18 protein-coding genes are annotated in these 16,458 nt (G+C 62.0%); 10 read left to right on the plus strand and 8 right to left on the minus strand.

The features are described from left to right. Positions 1-271: 271 nt before the first annotated feature. Together A6V37_RS20975 and A6V37_RS20980 are read left to right on the plus strand one after the other, a co-directional pair. Positions 272-1,066 (plus strand): substrate-binding periplasmic protein, encoded by a 795-nt coding sequence (locus tag A6V37_RS20975; RefSeq protein ID WP_064269096.1) that lies wholly within the window; start codon positions 272-274, stop codon positions 1,064-1,066. After that, positions 1,063-4,173, plus strand: coding sequence for a bifunctional diguanylate cyclase/phosphodiesterase (locus tag A6V37_RS20980; protein ID WP_064269098.1), 3,111 nt, complete (start codon positions 1,063-1,065; stop codon positions 4,171-4,173). Before A6V37_RS20975 ends, A6V37_RS20980 begins: the two co-directional genes overlap by 4 nt. A gap of 53 nt (positions 4,174-4,226) precedes the next feature. Here the strand turns inward: A6V37_RS20980 and A6V37_RS20985 are convergent, their stop codons facing one another. Beyond that, positions 4,227-5,150: a LysR family transcriptional regulator gene (locus A6V37_RS20985; RefSeq protein ID WP_064269100.1), complete on the minus strand. Its 924-nt coding sequence runs from the start codon at positions 5,148-5,150 to the stop codon at positions 4,227-4,229. A gap of 216 nt (positions 5,151-5,366) precedes the next feature. On the opposite strand from A6V37_RS20985, the gene A6V37_RS20990 reads away from it, so the two are divergent. From A6V37_RS20990 to A6V37_RS21010, 5 genes are all read left to right on the plus strand, one after another. Continuing rightward, positions 5,367-5,927 carry a cytochrome b gene (locus A6V37_RS20990; RefSeq protein WP_064269102.1) on the plus strand — a complete coding sequence of 187 codons (561 nt, stop codon included), beginning with the start codon at positions 5,367-5,369 and terminating at the stop codon, positions 5,925-5,927. An 8-nt stretch (positions 5,928-5,935) separates the two neighbouring features. Further along, positions 5,936-6,496 carry a YceI family protein gene (locus A6V37_RS20995; protein WP_064269103.1) on the plus strand — a complete coding sequence of 187 codons (561 nt, stop codon included), beginning with the start codon at positions 5,936-5,938 and terminating at the stop codon, positions 6,494-6,496. Positions 6,497-6,564: 68 nt separating this feature from the next. Then, a complete protein-coding gene (locus A6V37_RS21000; protein ID WP_064269106.1) occupies positions 6,565-7,143 on the plus strand; it encodes a YceI family protein in 579 nt (192 codons plus the stop codon). A 21-nt stretch (positions 7,144-7,164) separates the two neighbouring features. Next, positions 7,165-7,770: an FMN-dependent NADH-azoreductase gene (locus A6V37_RS21005; protein WP_064269108.1), complete on the plus strand. Its 606-nt coding sequence runs from the start codon at positions 7,165-7,167 to the stop codon at positions 7,768-7,770. A 40-nt stretch (positions 7,771-7,810) separates the two neighbouring features. Continuing rightward, entirely contained in the window at positions 7,811-8,722 is a 912-nt protein-coding gene (locus A6V37_RS21010) for an NmrA/HSCARG family protein (protein WP_064269110.1), read from the plus strand. A 57-nt stretch (positions 8,723-8,779) separates the two neighbouring features. Here the strand turns inward: A6V37_RS21010 and A6V37_RS21015 are convergent, their stop codons facing one another. After that, complete coding sequence (locus A6V37_RS21015) at positions 8,780-9,724, minus strand: LysR family transcriptional regulator (RefSeq protein ID WP_064269112.1); 945 nt, start codon at positions 9,722-9,724, stop codon at positions 8,780-8,782. A gap of 157 nt (positions 9,725-9,881) precedes the next feature. Here A6V37_RS21015 and A6V37_RS21020 point away from each other — a divergent pair, with 157 nt between their 5' ends. Both A6V37_RS21020 and A6V37_RS21025 read left to right on the plus strand, forming a co-directional pair. Next, the gene (locus A6V37_RS21020; RefSeq protein WP_064269114.1) at positions 9,882-10,520 is read left to right on the plus strand and encodes a glutathione S-transferase family protein; all 639 of its coding nucleotides are present in this window, start codon (positions 9,882-9,884) and stop codon (positions 10,518-10,520) included. An 81-nt stretch (positions 10,521-10,601) separates the two neighbouring features. Further along, complete coding sequence (locus A6V37_RS21025; RefSeq protein ID WP_064269116.1) at positions 10,602-10,967, plus strand: nuclear transport factor 2 family protein; 366 nt, start codon at positions 10,602-10,604, stop codon at positions 10,965-10,967. Between the two features lie 59 nt (positions 10,968-11,026). On the opposite strand, the gene A6V37_RS21030 is transcribed toward A6V37_RS21025, so the two are convergent. The 6 genes from A6V37_RS21030 to A6V37_RS21055 all read right to left on the minus strand — a co-directional run bounded on the left by A6V37_RS21030 (position 11,027) and on the right by A6V37_RS21055 (position 15,488). Further along, positions 11,027-11,317 (minus strand): hypothetical protein, encoded by a 291-nt coding sequence (locus A6V37_RS21030; protein WP_064269118.1) that lies wholly within the window; start codon positions 11,315-11,317, stop codon positions 11,027-11,029. Positions 11,318-11,426: 109 nt separating this feature from the next. After that, positions 11,427-11,615: a hypothetical protein gene (locus tag A6V37_RS21035; RefSeq protein ID WP_064269120.1), complete on the minus strand. Its 189-nt coding sequence runs from the start codon at positions 11,613-11,615 to the stop codon at positions 11,427-11,429. Positions 11,616-11,802: 187 nt separating this feature from the next. After that, positions 11,803-12,243, minus strand: a complete 441-nt coding sequence (locus A6V37_RS21040; RefSeq protein ID WP_064269203.1) for a MarR family winged helix-turn-helix transcriptional regulator — start codon at positions 12,241-12,243, stop codon at positions 11,803-11,805. 11 nt (positions 12,244-12,254) lie between these two features. Continuing rightward, entirely contained in the window at positions 12,255-14,162 is a 1,908-nt protein-coding gene (locus A6V37_RS21045; RefSeq protein ID WP_064269204.1) for an FAD-binding monooxygenase, read from the minus strand. Positions 14,163-14,264: 102 nt separating this feature from the next. Then, a complete protein-coding gene (locus tag A6V37_RS21050) occupies positions 14,265-15,038 on the minus strand; it encodes an SDR family oxidoreductase (RefSeq protein WP_064269122.1) in 774 nt (257 codons plus the stop codon). A 36-nt stretch (positions 15,039-15,074) separates the two neighbouring features. Next, positions 15,075-15,488 carry an acyl-CoA thioesterase gene (locus A6V37_RS21055; RefSeq protein WP_064269124.1) on the minus strand — a complete coding sequence of 138 codons (414 nt, stop codon included), beginning with the start codon at positions 15,486-15,488 and terminating at the stop codon, positions 15,075-15,077. Positions 15,489-15,601: 113 nt separating this feature from the next. Between A6V37_RS21055 and A6V37_RS21060 the strand changes: the two genes are divergently transcribed. Continuing rightward, a complete protein-coding gene (locus A6V37_RS21060; RefSeq protein WP_064269126.1) occupies positions 15,602-16,306 on the plus strand; it encodes a Crp/Fnr family transcriptional regulator in 705 nt (234 codons plus the stop codon). The last annotated feature ends 152 nt before the right edge of the window (positions 16,307-16,458 follow it).

Here is a 16,458-nt window from a genome sequence, read left to right on the forward strand (position 1 = left end):
TGACAAATCGCCAACGCGTAAGCCCCACTGGCCATTGCAAAAAAATAACTGCCTTGCCCTAAAGAACTGCAGGCTGCCGCCGATATTGCGTAACGAGCGCTTATCGGCAGAATGTTCCACCGGTCAATCTGTCCGGTGTATGCTGGCCAGTCCGGAAATACGCGCGCTCATCTGCCAGATTCAATGTGATGACACGGTGGCATCTGTCATCAACGCATGGCTGAAATAACGAAATGCGGTACTCAAGTCACCTTCGCAGGATGGAGAGATTGTGATTCGACATGGCCTGGGTGGTCTGCTGCTTGCGCTGAGCTGTCTTGGCAGCGCCATGGCCGCGGGCCCCGACTGTTCGCGTTCGTATACGCTGGCGTTGCACGATCATGGCCTGCTCTATTCGGCCGACACTGACACCGGGATCGACAAGGACTTCGCCGAAGAATTGAGCCGCCGCAGCGGTTGCCAGATCAGAGTCAGCCTCATGTCACGGGCTCGAATCTGGAAGCTGATCGAATCCGGCGCACTCGATTTCAGCCTGTCGGGCATTGCCAACGACGAGCGTAATCAATACGCGGATTTCGCCTGGTATTTCAGCAACAAATACTATTTGCTGGTGCGCAAGGATGCGGGCATCCATCGAATGTCCGATTTCGAGCACAACGACCAGTTTCAGCTCGGCGTGATCCGCAGCTTCCGCTACAGCGAATCCGCCAACCGGCTGGTGGACACGCTCTCGGCCGAAAACCGCGTCAGCCAGGCCGGCGGGCTGGATCCGCTGTATCAGGCGCTGATTCTCCGGCGCATCCAGGGCATGATCATCGAGCCTTTCGATTACCCTGCGATCGACGAAAAGCGCATCCGCGACGTGACCACCATCGTGGAGTTCGACGACCCCGCGATACCTCACGGTCTCATCATGTCGAAGAAGGCGCTGCCGCCGGCCGAGCGGGAAAAATGGCGCGCTCTGGTGAACGACATGCGCGCGGACGGCACCGTCCGGCGGATCTTCGAAAAGTATTTCAAACCCGACCTCGCCGATTCGATGGTCGACTTCCAGACGCCGCCGTGAACTGGACGCGCCTTGTCCTGCTCCCGCTACTGGTCCTGTCCGCTGCGCTCAGCGTGACGTGGACGCTTTGGGACCACGAGCGGCAAGCTGCCCGTCATGAGTTGCAGGCCCAGTTCGACTTCGCGCTGGGCGATGCAGTCAGCCGGATCGAGCAGCGCATGGGCACCTACGAACTCATGCTGCGCGGCGTGCAGAGCCTCTTTGCCGCCAGCGCGGAGATGGACCCGGAGCGCTTTCGCGGCTACGTCGACACGCTCAATGTCGACGCCAACTTTTCCGGCATCCGGGCCATCGGCGTCGCCGCGTGGGTGCCGGCGGCGCAAACGGACGGCCGCGAAGCCACCCTGCGCCAGCAGGCGTTGCGCGGCTTCACGTTGCCGCCATCCGTCCCGCACGAGGACCACGCGCTCATCATTGAGCGCGAGCCGCATAACGGCGTCGATCGCCCGGCGTTCGGCTACGACGCGTGGGCGGACCCGGTACGGCGGCGCGCCATGGAACAGGCGCGCGACTCCGGCATGGCGACCGTGTCCGGCAAGGTCAGCCTGTTGGTGGACAACGAATCCCGCTCTCGCACGGGGTTCATCATGTACCTGCCGATCTATGCCCGCGGGCAGCCGCAGGATAGCGCCGCCCAGCGCCGCGCGCATCTGGTCGGCTGGGTCTACGCCTCGTTCAGCATGCACGACGTGGTCGCCAGCCTGTATGGCGAGCAGTTGCCCGGCCTCACGATCGCCATCTACGACGGCGTGGAGCCGTCGCCCGCGGCACTCCTGCACAAGACGCCGGAAACGGCCGGGCATCATCAGGCGACGGACATGTCGGCCAATGAATATCTGGTGGTCGGCGGCCACGACTGGACGCTGTCCATGAGCGCCCAGGACGACTTCAAGGCACGTTTTGGCCGTAACGCCTCGCTGGCGATCGCCGGCACCGGCACGGGTCTCAGCCTGCTGCTGGGGCTGCTCACCTGGCTGATCATGACGGGCCGCGGCCGCACGATGCGGCTCGCCTCTGCAATGACCCGGGAATTGCGCGAAAGCGAGGAGAAATTCCGCGCGATTGCCGACTGTACGGTCAACTGGGAAATCTGGTGGGGAACCGACGGCAAGCCACGCTGGATCAATTCGGCGGTGGAGCAGTACATCGGCTACACGGTCGACGAGTGCATGGCGATGTCCGACTTCAGCGGCACCGTGATCTATCCGGAGGATATTCCGCGCGTTTCACCCGAGTTCAAGAAAGCGCTGAACGGTTTTCGCGGCGACGACCTGGAGTTCCGCTGCGTTCGCAAGGACGGCTCCCTCATGTGGCTGTCCGCGTCCTACGTTCCGATCGCCAGTTCGAGGGGCGATTTCATCGGCTTTCGCACGAGCAGCCGCGACATCACGGAGCGCAAGCACGCCGAGGCCGAACTGCGCATTGCCGCGGTCGCGTTCGATTCGATGGAGCCGATGATGATCACCGATGCCGCCGGCAAAATCCTGCGCGTCAATTCGGCGTTCACCGAATGCACCGGCTATACGGCCGAGGAAATCGTGGGCAAGACGCCACGCGTGCTTCAGTCGGGCCGCCACGACACCGCCTTCTTCAAGGCGATGTGGGAAGCGATCCATCATGCCGGTGGATGGCAAGGTGAAATCTGGGACTGCCGCAAGAACGGCGAAGTGTATCCGAAGTGGCTCACGATCTCCGCCGTGACGGGCGACGACGGTATCGTCAGCCACTATGTCGGCACCCATCAGGACATTACCGAACGCAAGATCGCCGAAGAGAAAATCAAGGAACTGGCCTTCTTCGACGCGCTGACGCGCCTGCCCAACCGCACGCTGCTGCTGGATCGGCTGAGGCAGGCCATTACGGCCAGTGCCCGCAGCGAAGACTGCGGCGCCCTGCTCTTCATCGATCTGGATCACTTCAAGACGCTGAACGACACACTGGGTCACGACAAAGGCGATCTGCTGCTCAAGCAGGTGGCGCAACGTCTGGCGGACAGCGTGCTCGAGAGCGACACCGTGGCCCGCGTGGGAGGCGACGAGTTCGTCGTGGTGCTGGGGAACCTGCACAAGGACCGGCAGGAGGCAGCCAATCAAACCGAGGCCATGGGCGAGAAAATCCTCGCCGTCCTCGGCAGTCCGTATCAACTCGGCGAGATCGAGTACCGCAGCACCGCGAGCATCGGCGCCACGGTGTTCAGGGGGCATCAGGCCTCGATCGACGAACTCCTGAAACAGGCCGACCTCGCCATGTACAAGTCCAAGGAACGCGGACGCAACGCGGTGCGTTTCTTCGATCCGGACATGCAGACCGTCGTGGTGGAGCGGGCCGCGCTCGAAGCGGGATTGCGCAACGCCATCGAGGAAAATCAGTTCCTGCTCCATTACCAGGCACAGATCGAACACAACCGCATCACGGGCGCCGAAGCCCTGGTGCGCTGGCAGCATCCTACGCGCGGCATCGTGCCGCCCGCCGAATTCATTCCGCTGGCGGAGGAAACTGGGCTGATCCTCGCGCTGGGCAGTTGGGTTCTCGAAACCGCCTGTGCGCAACTGGCGCGCTGGGCCAGGCGGCCGGAAACGGCGCATCTTTCCATTGCGGTCAATGTCAGCGCCCAGCAGTTCGGCGAACCCGACTTTGTCAACAAGATCTTCGCCATTCTCAGCCGCACGGGCGCAAGGCCCGACCGGCTGAAGCTGGAGTTGACGGAAAGCGTGCTGGTCGACAACGTGCAGGACATCATCCAGAAGATGAGCGCGCTCAAGGCCAAGGGCATCGTCTTTTCGCTCGACGACTTTGGCATTGGGTATTCGTCGTTGTCCTATCTGAAACGCCTGCCACTGGATCAACTGAAAATCGACCGCTCTTTCGTGCGCGACGTGCTGGTCGATCTCAACGACGCCGTGATCGCAAGGACCATTGTGGCGCTGGCGCGCAGCCTCGGCCTGGGTGTCATCGCCGAAGGCGTCGAGACCGAGGCTCAGCGCGACTTCCTCGCTGCCGCGGGATGCTACGCGTATCAGGGTTTCTATTTCTGCCGCCCGCTTCCCATCGAGGGTTTTGAAGCGATGCTGAGCAGGCTTGAAACGCGTCAGTGCGTGGAAGAGTAACTGCCCCGCGTCATTGCCGCGTTCGCGGTTCGTTGGGCGGCCCGGCGGCCTAATTATCGGCTCGCAGGCTTCTCTGCGGGAAGTGCCAGCGCCTCGCCCAGTTTCTCCAACAGAAAATCAGCAAAAGCCGCGACCGCGGGCGGCACCGGCGGCCGGCTCGTGTAGACGAGCTGCAGGCCGAGTCCGGCGCTCGATCGCCGATAGGCCGGCAGCAAATGGATCAACCTCCCTTGCGCGATGATGGCCTCAACGATCAGCTGCGGCAACAGCGCAATACCGAGCCCCGCGACACACGCCTGCGTCAGCACGCGCATATCGTTGACCGCAAACCGGCTATTGATCGACACTTCCTGAGTACCGCGCGGCCCCTGCAGACGCCACGTGTTGCGGCCCTGGCGAGTGGAAATGGTGAGGCAGTCGTGGTCGGCCAGTTCGCGCAGCGTGCGTGGAGAAGAACGCCGCGCCAGATAGGCGGGACTCGCCGCGAGGATCATTGCACTCGGCGCGAGCCGGCGTACTCTAAAACCGCTACTGGTCTCGACACCCATGCGCAAGGCCAGGTCGATACGCTCGGCGATCAGATCGGACGGCAAATCGTCGAGCAGGAAGTCGACGCTAACCTGCGGATAGCGCGCGTAGAACTCGGCCAGCCATTCCATGCGGAAGAATTCGAACAGGCCGGCCATTGCGGTGACGCGAACCGAGCCGGACGGTGCCTGCTTGTCCGCATGGAGCCGCCCGATCTCGAGGATCTGGTCAAGCGCCGGCGCATAGCGCTCGAACAGCACCTCCCCTTCCGTGCTCAGCGCGAGTTTGCGTGTAGAGCGATGCAGCAGACGTGTGCCAAGCTGCACTTCGAGTTGATCGATGCGCCGGCTCAGTGTATTCGCCGGCATATGCAGGCGCCGTGCCGCCTCGGAGAAGCTGCCGGCGCGCACGACCTGCACGAACATCGCGAGATCATTCAGATCGAGCATTGGATTCCTCCAAAAATGGATTAATCAAATCCTATTCTACCATCTAGTGCAAAACGCCTTACATCCCCATACTTCAGGTGTCGCACAGTAGGCATCTGTTTCCAGACTGCCGGCAGGCCAGGTCGAATTGCGATCGAGCTCGCCGCCGCACGCCATCAAGGTGTACTGATCGCCCGGCCGACCGCGACCCCGACCTTTTGTCAATTTGAGGAACACATGGCTTCGAATTCCGTGCCGGTCACGCCGACCGGCTACACGCGGACCGCGATAGCGCTGCACTGGCTTATCGCACTGCTAATCATCTGCGGCTTCGCACTCGGCTGGGTGATGACCAGCATCCCTGGCTTCACGCCGACGAAGCTCAGGTACTTCTCATGGCACAAGTGGATCGGCGTCACGGTGTTCGCGCTCGCCATCGTGCGGGTGTTGTGGCGCGCAACCCACATGCCGCCGCCCTTGCCGGCCGACTTGCCGCCGCTGCAGCGCTTCGGCGCACACGCGGTGCACGTCCTGCTGTATGTGCTGATGCTCGCGATTCCCATGACCGGCTACCTCTACAGCTCGGCGTCGAACATCCCGGTCGTGTACCTCGGCGTCGTGCCGCTGCCGCGTCTGATCGATCCCGATCCCGTGTTGAAGGAAGCCTTCAAGACACTTCATGTGAGTCTGAATTTCGTTCTGCTTTCCCTTGTCGTGCTGCACCTGCTCGCGGTGGTCAAGCATCAGGTGCTCGACCGCGACGGCCTGCTGTCACGCATGCTCCCCTTTTCCAGATGAAGGACCCAATGAAAAAGTCATTCTCCCGCTTCATGGCGGCAACGCTCGTGGCCGCCTCGCTCGTCGCGTCGGGCGCGGCGCTGGCCGACGCCGACCTGTCGAAGAGCAAAGTGTCCGCGATCTCGAAGCAGATGAACGTGCCGACCGAGGGCGTGTTCAAGAAGTTCGCGGCGCAGATCAAGTTCGACCCGGCGAATGCCACGCAAGGCAGCGCGCAGGTGTCGATCGACATCGCCAGCTTCGACCTCGGCGACAAGATGTACAACGACCAGGTGGCCGGCAAGGACTGGTTCGACGCCAAGACGTATCCGCAGGCGACCTTTGTGTCGTCGGCGATCGCGCCCGCCGGCGGCAACAAGTACAACGTGACCGGCAAGCTGACGATCAAGGGCCGTGCCGAGACCATCACGGTACCGGTCACGATTGCGCAGAGCGGCGCGACGCAAACCTTCGACGGCGTGCTGCCGGTCAAGCGCTCTGCGTTCAACGTCGGCACCGGCGAGTGGAAGGATACGTCGATCGTCGCAGACGACGTGCAGATCAAGTTTCATATCGTTGCCAACAAGTAAGCGCGGCGGCGTTGCATCAACCGATACCGCGCACGGGCGCGGCAACTTAACGTTTCAAGGAGTTTGAATTGAAGAAGCATCTGATGATCGCGGCGGGCGCACTCGCCGCCACCCTGTCGATTTCGGCATTCGCCGGCGTGACGACGTACCAGTTCGATCCGGACCACACCTACCCGAGCTTCGAGGCCGACCACATCGGCGGCCTGTCGGTCTGGCGCGGCAAGTTCAACAAATCGCAGGGCACGGTGACGCTCGACGCCGCGGCAAAGACCGGCACCGTTGACGTGACGACCACTATTGCGTCGGTCAACACGGGTAGCCCGAAGCTCGACCAGATGCTGCAGACGGATCAGTTCTTCGACGCGACCAAGTTCCCGGACGCGACCTACAAGGGCACGATCAAGTTCAAAGGCGACAAGCCGGACTCGGTGGTCGGCACCCTGACCATGCACGGCGTGACCAAGCCGCTGACGCTGACCATCGACTCGTTCAAGTGCATGCCGCATCCGATGCTCAAGCGTGAAGTCTGTGGCGTGGACGCGGTGGGCGAATTCGATCGCAGCGATTTCGGCGTCGACTTTGGCAAGACATACGGCTTCGGCATGAAGACCAAGCTGCTCATCTCGGCCGAAGCACTCAAGCAGTAATTCCCTCCGGAGATCAGTCTCATGAAACTCTTACACATTGATTCCAGCATCCTCGGGCAGGGTTCTGTCAGCCGTGATCTGTCGGCGGATGTCGTCGCGACCTTCAAGGCTCGCCATCCCGACCTGACGGTCACGCGTCTCGATCTCGCCGCCACGCCGATCGGCCATCTGACGGCTGCTCACCTCGCGGCCGCGCAAGGCGCTCCCGTCGACGATGCGTTGAAGGCCGACGTTGCGCTGGGCCAGCTCGCGCTCGACGACTTCCTCGCCGCCGATATCGTGGTCCTCGGCGCGCCGATGTACAACCTTGGCGTGCCCTCCCAACTGAAGGCCTGGATCGACCGCATCTCCGTTGCCGGAAAGACGTTCCGCTACGGCGAGCATGGCCCGGTCGGACTGTGCGGCGGCAAGAAGCTGGTCATTTCTTCGTCGCGTGGTGGCGTCTACAGCGGGGCCTCGCCGGTCGCCGCCTACGATCATCAGGAAACCTATCTGAAAGCGGCCTTCGGCTTCCTGGGCATCACGGATATCACCTTTATTCGCGCGGAAGGCGTGGCGATGGGCGAAGAGGCACGCAGTGATGCTTTGGCCTCGGCAAAGAAGGAGACCGCCGCGCTTGCCGCATGAGGTCGCATTGTTCCAACACGATATCCGCTAGAGAACTACCATGTCGAACACCCAGAAGCTCATCGCCGTCGTCGGCGCAACCGGTCAGCAAGGCGGCGCCGTTGTGCGCGCGCTGCAGGCGAGCGGTCGATTCAAAGTGCGTGCGCTCACGCGCAACCCGGCCAAACATCCGAATCTGGGTGACGAAGTCGTTCTGGCGGATGTCAATCGTCCGGAAACGCTGAAAGCCGCGTTTGCCGGAGCACACGGCGTTTTCCTGGTCACCAACTCCTGGGAAGCCGGTGCGGGCGAATCGGAGCAAGCCCTCGCCGCCGTCAATGCGGCGAAGGCCGCCGGCGTGCAACACCTGATCTGGTCGACGCTGCCTGACGTAGAGACGATCAGCGGCGGCAAGATCAGTGTTTCCCACTTCACGAACAAGGCGAAGTTCGAGCGCGTGGTACGCGAAGCTGGATTTGCCTACCACACGTTCGTGATCGCTCCGTTCTACTATCAAAATCTGACCGGCGTCATGGCCCCGAAGCAACTGCCGGATGGCAACACGGGCTGGGCGCTGCCGCTCGATCCCAAGCGACGGGTCATCCACATGGGCGATATTGCTGAACTCGGCCGCATCGTGGCGGGCGCATTCGCGCAACCGGAACGCGTTGGGCACGGTGAGCATTTGCCGCTTGCCGGCGATTTTCTGAGCTTCAACGAAATTATCGCCACGCTGAATAGTCGGGGAAACAACTTCTCGTTCCAGCACGTCCCGCGCGAGGTTTTTGCCGGCTTGTTCCCGGGCGCCGAGGGCATTGCGTCAATGCTCGCCTACTTCGAAGCGCACACGTATCTCGGCACGGAGTCGCGCGTCGCGATCGAACTCGCCAACAAAGTCGCCGGTGTGCAGCCGACGAAGTTTGCCGCGTGGGCCAAAGCGAACTTCAAACTCGCCCCCGCTGCGCAGTCCTGAACCGCCGGCATCCGACAGGAGCAGTTCCATGACGCATGGGGAATTGCGGCTGTCGGACTAAGAGCCTGACGGTTTCCAACCCATCAGCGTCTCCGCGCTCCATTGCGCTTCGGCAAGTCTGGAGATGAAGAAATCGGCCAGCGCGCTAACCTTTGCCGGCCGCGCGCGAGCCGTGGGGGTCACGAAGTACAGGCCACCTTCAGGCAGTCGCCAGTCAGTCAGGATCGGTTCGAGCCGCTCGTCCGGAAAATACTGAGTCGCGACAAACTCGGGTAGTTCTGCGATGCCCAGTCCCGCGACGAGCATGGGCAGCAACGCTTCCACGCTCGTCACGCGCAATGCTCCGCCTGGCGTGACCGTGCATTCCTCGCCACTTGAGCGGGTAAAGCGCCAAACATCGCGCCGGGTCCGGTTAACGTAGGTGAGGCACTGGTGTGCATCCAGATCTTGCGGATGCCGCGGACGGCCATAGCGGGACAGATACGCAGGCGATGCCACGACAAACCGGCGCACGGGTGCAATGAGGCGTGCCGCGAGCGACGAGTCTTCCAGAATGGCGATGCGCAGTGCGGCGTCGAAGCCCTCCCCGATCAGATCGGCATGAACATCCGTCAGATGAAGATCCACCGAGATATCCGGATAAATCCGGAAGAAATCCGGCAGGAGCGGCGCGACCCAGCGAGCGCCAAAGGAGAGTGGCGCGGCGAGCTTGACCAGTCCACGCGGCCGGCTCGAGGTCTCACGAGCGAAATCTTCAGCCTCCTCGGCGTCCGCGTAAATTTTTGCCGCTCGCTCGGCGAGCATGTGGCCGTAGTCCGTGAGTGCAAGCCGCCGCGAGGTACGGTTAAACAGCCTGCCCCCCAGCCGCTCTTCCAGGCGGGTGACCGCCCGTGAAACCGTGGCAACCGAGACGCCCATCGCCGTCGCCGCGCCGGCGAACGACCCCTCTTCCGCGACCTTCGCGAACATCGCGAACCCTTCGAAGTCCGGCAGTTTTGACATCGACAATCCTGCAACGATGGTTTTCAATCATTTCTATTTCGAAAAATAGCACGTTGCCATAAATTTGTCCTGTCGCAGTTCCAATCGCGCTTTCAACAGCGCTTTTAACCGCTCTACGGGCGCCTTCACCGGCGACCAATCGACCAAGGAAATTCCCATGACCACAACGCTCGAAGTTCATGCATTCGCCACACCCAACAGCATCAAGGTGCCCATCGCGCTGGAAGAGATGGGGCTCGACTACCGCCTCGTTCCCGTCAACCTGCGCGAGGGTGAGCAGAAGACGGACGCATTCAAGGCGATGAATCCGAACGCGAAGGTCCCGGTTCTCATCGACCGGTCGGTTCCCGGAGACGGCGCCGTGACGCTCGGCGAGTCGGCCGCGATCCTGGTCTACCTCGCGGAGAAGACCGGCCACCTTCTGCCAAAGGAGGGCCCAGAGCGCGGCAAAGTCTTCGAGCAGCTGTTCTTCCACGCGTCCGGCCTCAGCCCGGCGTTTCTGCAGTTATTCCTGGTCGCGATCCAGACGTCGCCGCAGCCCGAAGCAAAAGCGCGTGCGCTGGCGGAGGTCGACCGGACGCTGGGCGTGCTCAACCAGGTCCTCGAGCACCATCCGTACGTGGCCGGCGTCGAGTACAGCATTGCGGACATCGCCCATTTCGGGTGGATATGGCGCCATCAGGCCATCGGCGCGACGCTCGACGAATTCCCGTTTGTCTCTCGCTGGTTCGAAGAAATCTCGACGCGCCCCGCTGTCGTCACCGCCATTGCGAAGACCACGGCACTCGCCCGCTAACGCGATGCGAGCCCGCATTTCTCAGGCATCTACGCAACGCAACGTGACTCATCCCGCCATCCATCACCAAGGAGTATCCAGATGAACGACCGTATCAACGAACTGCTCTATCGCAACCTTCAGGAAGTATTTGGCGAAGGCGACGCACAACGCCGTCGCGCAGCCATCAAGGAACTCTATACCGACGATTGCGTGGTCTACACGCCGGCGGCCAAGATCGTCGGGCACGACGCGCTCGATAAATTCTCGGGAGAGCTTCGCGCGACGCATCCGCATTTTGTTTATACGCCACTCGGTGACGCTCAACCCCTCCACAACGCGGGCCGGCTCAACTGGGGCTCCGGTCCGCGTGGTGAGGCGGCCGACTATACGGGCGTGGATATCATCATCGTTCGTGATGGGAAGATCGAGGCACTCTACGTTTTTCTGGACACCGAACCTTCGTAAGCGGGTTCAATGATCGACGGAATATAGCCGGCCCCCGGGATCGTAGGCGCGCAAGTTCGTTATCGCGCGCCGTCCCGGTTTGTCACGAACGTCTCTGTGCGCACACCATAGTGCTTCGTGACTTCGGAGTCCGTCATCAGTCTGGATGACTTCAGGATAGGACCGACCACCTCATACAGTCGATCGGGATCGGGGCCGTACATATACAAATAGCCATCGTTGCCGTCGATGTGAATCTCGGTCTCACCGAGCTCGCCAACGCCCGCTCGCGTTATCGCGCTTGCCAGCCGATGCTCGAGCGCGCGAATTCGCGCGCGGTCCTTGGGGTAGTAATCGAAATGGACCATCATGACCGGTCCTGGCGGCCTTGGTGGTTGCTCGGCCGCTTTGCTGCCCGTCAACAAGGCGAAGCATAGCAACGTGGCGAATGCACTTCTTTTCAGCATAAGGCGACGCCGGTCATTGCTTCTTTTGATTCGACGAGAAGTTGAAAAAGACGTCAGTCAACACGAATGAGCCGCCGCCGGACAGAACATCTTTCCAGAAAGTACTGGGCCAATCCAGTCTCTTCAGGATGACCGATAGGGCAATTCCCAGCAGGAACATGAGGACAAGTCGAGCGATCGTCTCATGGAAATCGAATTTCATGCTTCCCCTTGGACTCTGGGTACCGGATGCGTCATTATGGTTTTAGCCGATCGCTGCCCTACTCAATTGGCATAGAAGCCTCCGCGCCTAGCGGGCCGCGATCGAACGCAGGCGATCCGAAACAGCCGCTACCCTTCTCGCGACTGCAACGACCTCTTCCAGAACGCCACCGCGAATAATAAACGCACTATTCGCCGGGCGGCAACAGTGCCAAAAGCAGGCGCCGCAACTCCACACTTTCGCGCTGAGTCAGCCGCGCGGTGAGAACGCGCTCGACCTCCTCGACACGCGGACGCAACGCCGCAAGATTCTTCTTGCCTTCAGGTGTCAGGAAGAGCACATAGCTACGTTTGTCGACGGGATCGTCCGAGCGTTCGATCAACTCGTTGCGAACCATGCGCGCGACGAGATCGGCGATGGTCGAACGGTCCACGTCGAGTTCATCGCCCAGCTGCCGCTGGTTGATGCCGGGCGCCCGCTGCAAGATTTCGAGCGCCGCGTACTGGACGCTCGTGATCTCGGTGGAGACTTCGCTGAGCCATACCGCAACGTGACGCTGCTGGGCGCGGCGCACCAGGCTGCCCGTGAATCTCGACAGCGCTTCGGGGTAATCGTGTTTGGTTGGCAATTTCTCGGCGTTCAAGGAGAAGGCGGGTTCGTTCGGAAAATGGGCCGCAAAAACGCATTCAATTCAGCGTACGCGTCCAGCGGAAGCAGATGCGCGACATACTGGTCCGGGCGGACCACGACCAGTGCGCCCCGCTCGCGGTCGATGCCGCGCTCAGTGAAGATATCAGCCGATGCGTCGCTCGTAAACGCCTTCTCGTAGTCGATGAGGCCGTAGCGCCCTTTGCGCGGAAGCAGCAACGCGTGCACATCTTCAAGTCGCACTTCGCGATGAGGCTGCTGCAACACAGCGCGCAGATCAAAGACGCTATCCACGTCAGCATTTTCTGGCGTGACGAGACGCAAGACAGAATCCGGCGACCTGGCGAGATGGTCGCACAGCGCATGAAGCGCACGGCCGCTCGCGTCCGAAAAAGCGTACAGGCGCCAGCGACCGTCGGCGCGCGCAACGTGGCCGAGTTGCATCGGCTTGGCGTCGGCGAGACGAACGACGGGTGCCGAATGAAAGCGCGTGCCGATGGTAATGCCGGTGGCGAGCGATTGATACGTCGGTTCGCCCGTCAATGCACCCGGCCGGTATCGCGTCGCGACGCCCGCCGTATAGCGGCCCGCCCGCACGAAGTAAGCCTGCAGTTCGGCGGGATCGACACCGCCTGCATCGGGCCGGTTGGGATCTTTCGGCGGCGCGGCCATCATCGCGGACCATGCCTTGTCGAAGTCGATCAGCTCCTGCGCGACGGGCTGGCGTTCATCCGAGTACGAACGCAGCAGGTCGGCGCCACTCCGTCCTTGCAGCACCGCGCCGAGTTTCCAGCCGAGATTGAACCCGTCCTGCATCGACACATTCATGCCCTGACCCGCTTTCGCACTATGCGTATGGCAGGCGTCGCCGGCAATAAACACGCGTGGCTCGCGAGACGTTCCGTCGGCGGCGATCGCGTCGTCGAAGCGATCAGTCAAACGCTGCCCCACTTCATAGACGGAGAACCACGCAACCTCTTTCACGTCGAGCGTATAGGGATGCAGAATCCGTTGCGCGGTCTGAATCATGCGCTCGGCCGTGACCTGCTTGACGGTGTCGCGATTCTCAGGCGTGACCTCGCCAAGGTCGACGTAAAAGCGCACGAGATAGCCGCCTTCGCGCGGAATGATGAGCAGGTTGCCCTGGTTCGCGGATTGAATCGCAGCCTTGAGCCGGATGTCGGGAAAGTCCGTCACCGCGAGCACATCCATCACGCCCCATGCATGATTGGCCGCATCGCCGCGCAGGGTTTGACCAATGGACGTGCGCACGCGACTGCGCGAGCCATCGCAGCCCACGACATAGCGCGCGCGCACGACGATCACTTCATCGAGGCGCGCCGCATCCGTGCGGCGCAGCGTAACGCGCACCGGATACTCGCCCTCGTTATCGCGCTGCACCTCCACGACTTCGAGATCGTAGTCCGGTTCGAGCCGCTGCGCGGAGCGGCGCATCACGTCGAGCAGGTAGTCCTGCACGCGCGCCTGATTGACGATGACGTGCGGAAACTCCGAGATACCTGTTTCGGTATCCTGAACACGGCCGGTACGCCCGATCGCGCCGCGGTCGTTTGCATCGGGCCGCCAGAAGACCGTCTCGTTGACCCAATAAGCTTCGCGCAGCAGGCGCTCGCTCAGGCCAAATGCATTGAACATCTCGACCGTGCGGCACGCGACACCATCCGCTTGCCCCATCAGCAGCGGGCCCGAGCGGCGCTCGACGATACGCGTCGTAATCGACGGGAACTGCGACAACTGGGCCGCCAGCACTAGCCCGGCCGGGCCGCTTCCGGCGATCAGCACGTCGACCGTAGCGGGCATGTCCGCGCGCGGCGCACCGTCGGCGGCCGGCTCGATCGTGGGATCTCCGACGCGAAAACCGTCGTTATGAAATTGCATGATGTCTTCCTCCAATCAGTCTCGATCATCCTGGCGACGAATATACTCCGTACACCAACTATTTTAAAGCACAACATGTCCTGATGGATGTTTACCCTGAGTTCAGGACGCGCTTTGTGAATCTCCGTCGATGGGGATCATCTGCCCGGAAATGGAGCGCCCGGCGTCGGATGCCAGAAAAACAGCGAGCGCCGCGATGTCCGCCGGATCGACGAAATGCTTGATGGACTGGTTCGCGAGCGCAGCCGCCTCTTCCTGCTCGACGGTGCGGCCGCTGGCTGACGCGCGTCCCGCCAGAACCTGCTGAATACGCGGACCTTCCACGGCGCCCGGCAGGATTGCATTGACGCGTATGCCGAACTCGCCCAGTTCACGCGACAAGGTCTTGGCGAAGCCAATGAGCCCCCATTTGGTCGTTGCGTAGGGACTGCGGTTTGGATAACCGAAGCGGCCGGCAAGAGAGGACATGATGAGAATCACGCCAGAGCCCGATTGCTTCAGGAAAGGAATGGCCTGCTGCGTGACCGTGAATGTGCCCGTGAGGTTCAGACGGAGCACCGCCTCCCACGCGTCCGGATCCAATTCCTCGACACTTGCGGTCGGTCCCGCAATGCCCGCGTTGTTGATCAGGACGTCCAGGCCACCGAGCGCGGACGCGGCGTCCGCGACCATGCGCGACGCCGCCGCGCGATCGGCGATGTCGCACACCGCTGTCCTGACGCCTGGCCACTGCGCCTGCATTTGCTGAAGCGCCGCTTCATCGATGTCGCAAACAAAGACACTCGCGCCCGCCGAAACGAACGCTTCCGTGATGGCCCGCCCTATTCCGCCCGCACCCGCCGTGACCAGCACGCGGGAGCATTTCGATATGGTCATGGAATCCTCTTTTCCGAGTTGGATCACGCTCGCCGCTCAGTCGCAGGCGGCGCGTATAAAGTCCGGCACAGGGACCGCTTTCAACCGTCCGCCGTCCTGCTTGATACACAACGCACGAGTCGCACGACCCTCGCAAACCAGCGTATCGCCGCGCATGATTCGATGGCTCTGGATAAAGACCTTGCCGCGCCATTCCTCGATGCGGGAATGCACCTCGAGACTTTCGCCGTAGGTCGCCGAGGTGTGGAAACGGGTGGCGACTTCCAGCAGCGGCGCGCCGACGCAGTGGGGCAGCGTTTGCATCTCCCGCCATGGCGGCAGGCCGCACTGTATAAAATAATCGTGCGATGCGGCGTCCATCCAGCTCGAGAAGTTCGGGAAAAAGACGATCCCGGCCGGGTCGCAATCGCCGAATTGCACGTTGACACGATAGACAGTTTCTTTACTCACGGGCCTATGCTCCAGTTTCCAGTCCGACCATTGTGCGTGTATTGCACTCGCAGCACTGTCACCGCGGCGACAGTTCGCATCGGCCGCAGCGCGAGCGCTTCGGGGAGCGGGAAATGACCAGACAAAAGCGATTGGTCACCGTTTCGCTGACGCTCGACGAATTGCTCGCACAGTCGCCGTGGTTCGCGCGGCTGGACGAGCCCGTGAAGGCTCGCGTGCGCGCTGACACATCGGAGCGCTCGGTCGCCGGGGGCCAAACCCTCGGGCACCATGGCGAACGGCAACACGTATGGTTCGGCGTGCTCGAAGGCATCATCAAGTGGTCGATCACCGCGCGCGACGGACAGTCGGTGACGTTAGGCGGACAGTCGGTAGGCAGCTGGTTCGGAGAAGGCACGCTGATTCGCAACGCACCACGCGAGTCCGATCTCATCGCGTTGCGCGACAGCCGCGTCGCGCAGATTCCACACGCCACGTTCAACTGGCTTCGCGAGACCCAACCGTCGTTCAACGAGTTTCTGCTGCTGCAGGTCAACGAACGTCTGCACTGGTTCATGGGCGCAGTCGCCGCGCACGGCTTGCTTGATACCGACAGCCTTGTCGCGCGGGCGCTGGTGGGCATGGTGCACCCATTGTCCAATCCGGGCGGGGTGGGACATCTCACGATGTCTCAGGAAGAACTCGCCAACCTGGCGGCCGTATCGCGTCAAACGTGCAATAAGGCGATGACCCGCTTCAAGAATGCCGGTCTCGTGCGCACCGAGTACGGCGGCATCGTCGTGCTGGATCTGCCTGGACTTCGCGCGCTGGCGCGCTAGCACGGTACATCGCGCTTCGGCCGCGTTCGCGCGTGGCCTGGCTGCGTGGTCTGGTCGCATTGCCTGGTGTTTACGCTGACCGACACTGTCGCGCCATCGACAGTCGCGCAAGCGCTCGCTCGAAATAATGCGTGTCATACAAGACCAGGAGA

This window comes from Paraburkholderia ginsengiterrae, assembly GCF_001645125.1.
Lineage (GTDB): Bacteria > Pseudomonadota > Gammaproteobacteria > Burkholderiales > Burkholderiaceae > Paraburkholderia > Paraburkholderia ginsengiterrae.

What these genes read in the sequence shown, in the direction of transcription:
- A6V37_RS20985 (WP_064269100.1), bottom strand. Translation starts at nt 5,150, where the DNA reads ATGCTCGATCTGAATGATCTCGCGATGTTCGTGCAGGTCGTGCGCGCC.
- A6V37_RS20990 (WP_064269102.1), top strand. Translation starts at nt 5,367, where the DNA reads ATGGCTTCGAATTCCGTGCCGGTCACGCCGACCGGCTACACGCGGACC.
- A6V37_RS20995 (WP_064269103.1), top strand. Translation starts at nt 5,936, where the DNA reads ATGAAAAAGTCATTCTCCCGCTTCATGGCGGCAACGCTCGTGGCCGCC.
- A6V37_RS21005 (WP_064269108.1), top strand. Translation starts at nt 7,165, where the DNA reads ATGAAACTCTTACACATTGATTCCAGCATCCTCGGGCAGGGTTCTGTC.
- A6V37_RS21010 (WP_064269110.1), top strand. Translation starts at nt 7,811, where the DNA reads ATGTCGAACACCCAGAAGCTCATCGCCGTCGTCGGCGCAACCGGTCAG.
- A6V37_RS21015 (WP_064269112.1), bottom strand. Translation starts at nt 9,724, where the DNA reads ATGTCAAAACTGCCGGACTTCGAAGGGTTCGCGATGTTCGCGAAGGTC.
- A6V37_RS21020 (WP_064269114.1), top strand. Translation starts at nt 9,882, where the DNA reads ATGACCACAACGCTCGAAGTTCATGCATTCGCCACACCCAACAGCATC.
- A6V37_RS21025 (WP_064269116.1), top strand. Translation starts at nt 10,602, where the DNA reads ATGAACGACCGTATCAACGAACTGCTCTATCGCAACCTTCAGGAAGTA.
- A6V37_RS21030 (WP_064269118.1), bottom strand. Translation starts at nt 11,317, where the DNA reads ATGATGGTCCATTTCGATTACTACCCCAAGGACCGCGCGCGAATTCGC.
- A6V37_RS21035 (WP_064269120.1), bottom strand. Translation starts at nt 11,615, where the DNA reads ATGAAATTCGATTTCCATGAGACGATCGCTCGACTTGTCCTCATGTTC.
- A6V37_RS21045 (WP_064269204.1), bottom strand. Translation starts at nt 14,162, where the DNA reads ATGCAATTTCATAACGACGGTTTTCGCGTCGGAGATCCCACGATCGAG.
- A6V37_RS21050 (WP_064269122.1), bottom strand. Translation starts at nt 15,038, where the DNA reads ATGACCATATCGAAATGCTCCCGCGTGCTGGTCACGGCGGGTGCGGGC.
- A6V37_RS21060 (WP_064269126.1), top strand. Translation starts at nt 15,602, where the DNA reads ATGACCAGACAAAAGCGATTGGTCACCGTTTCGCTGACGCTCGACGAA.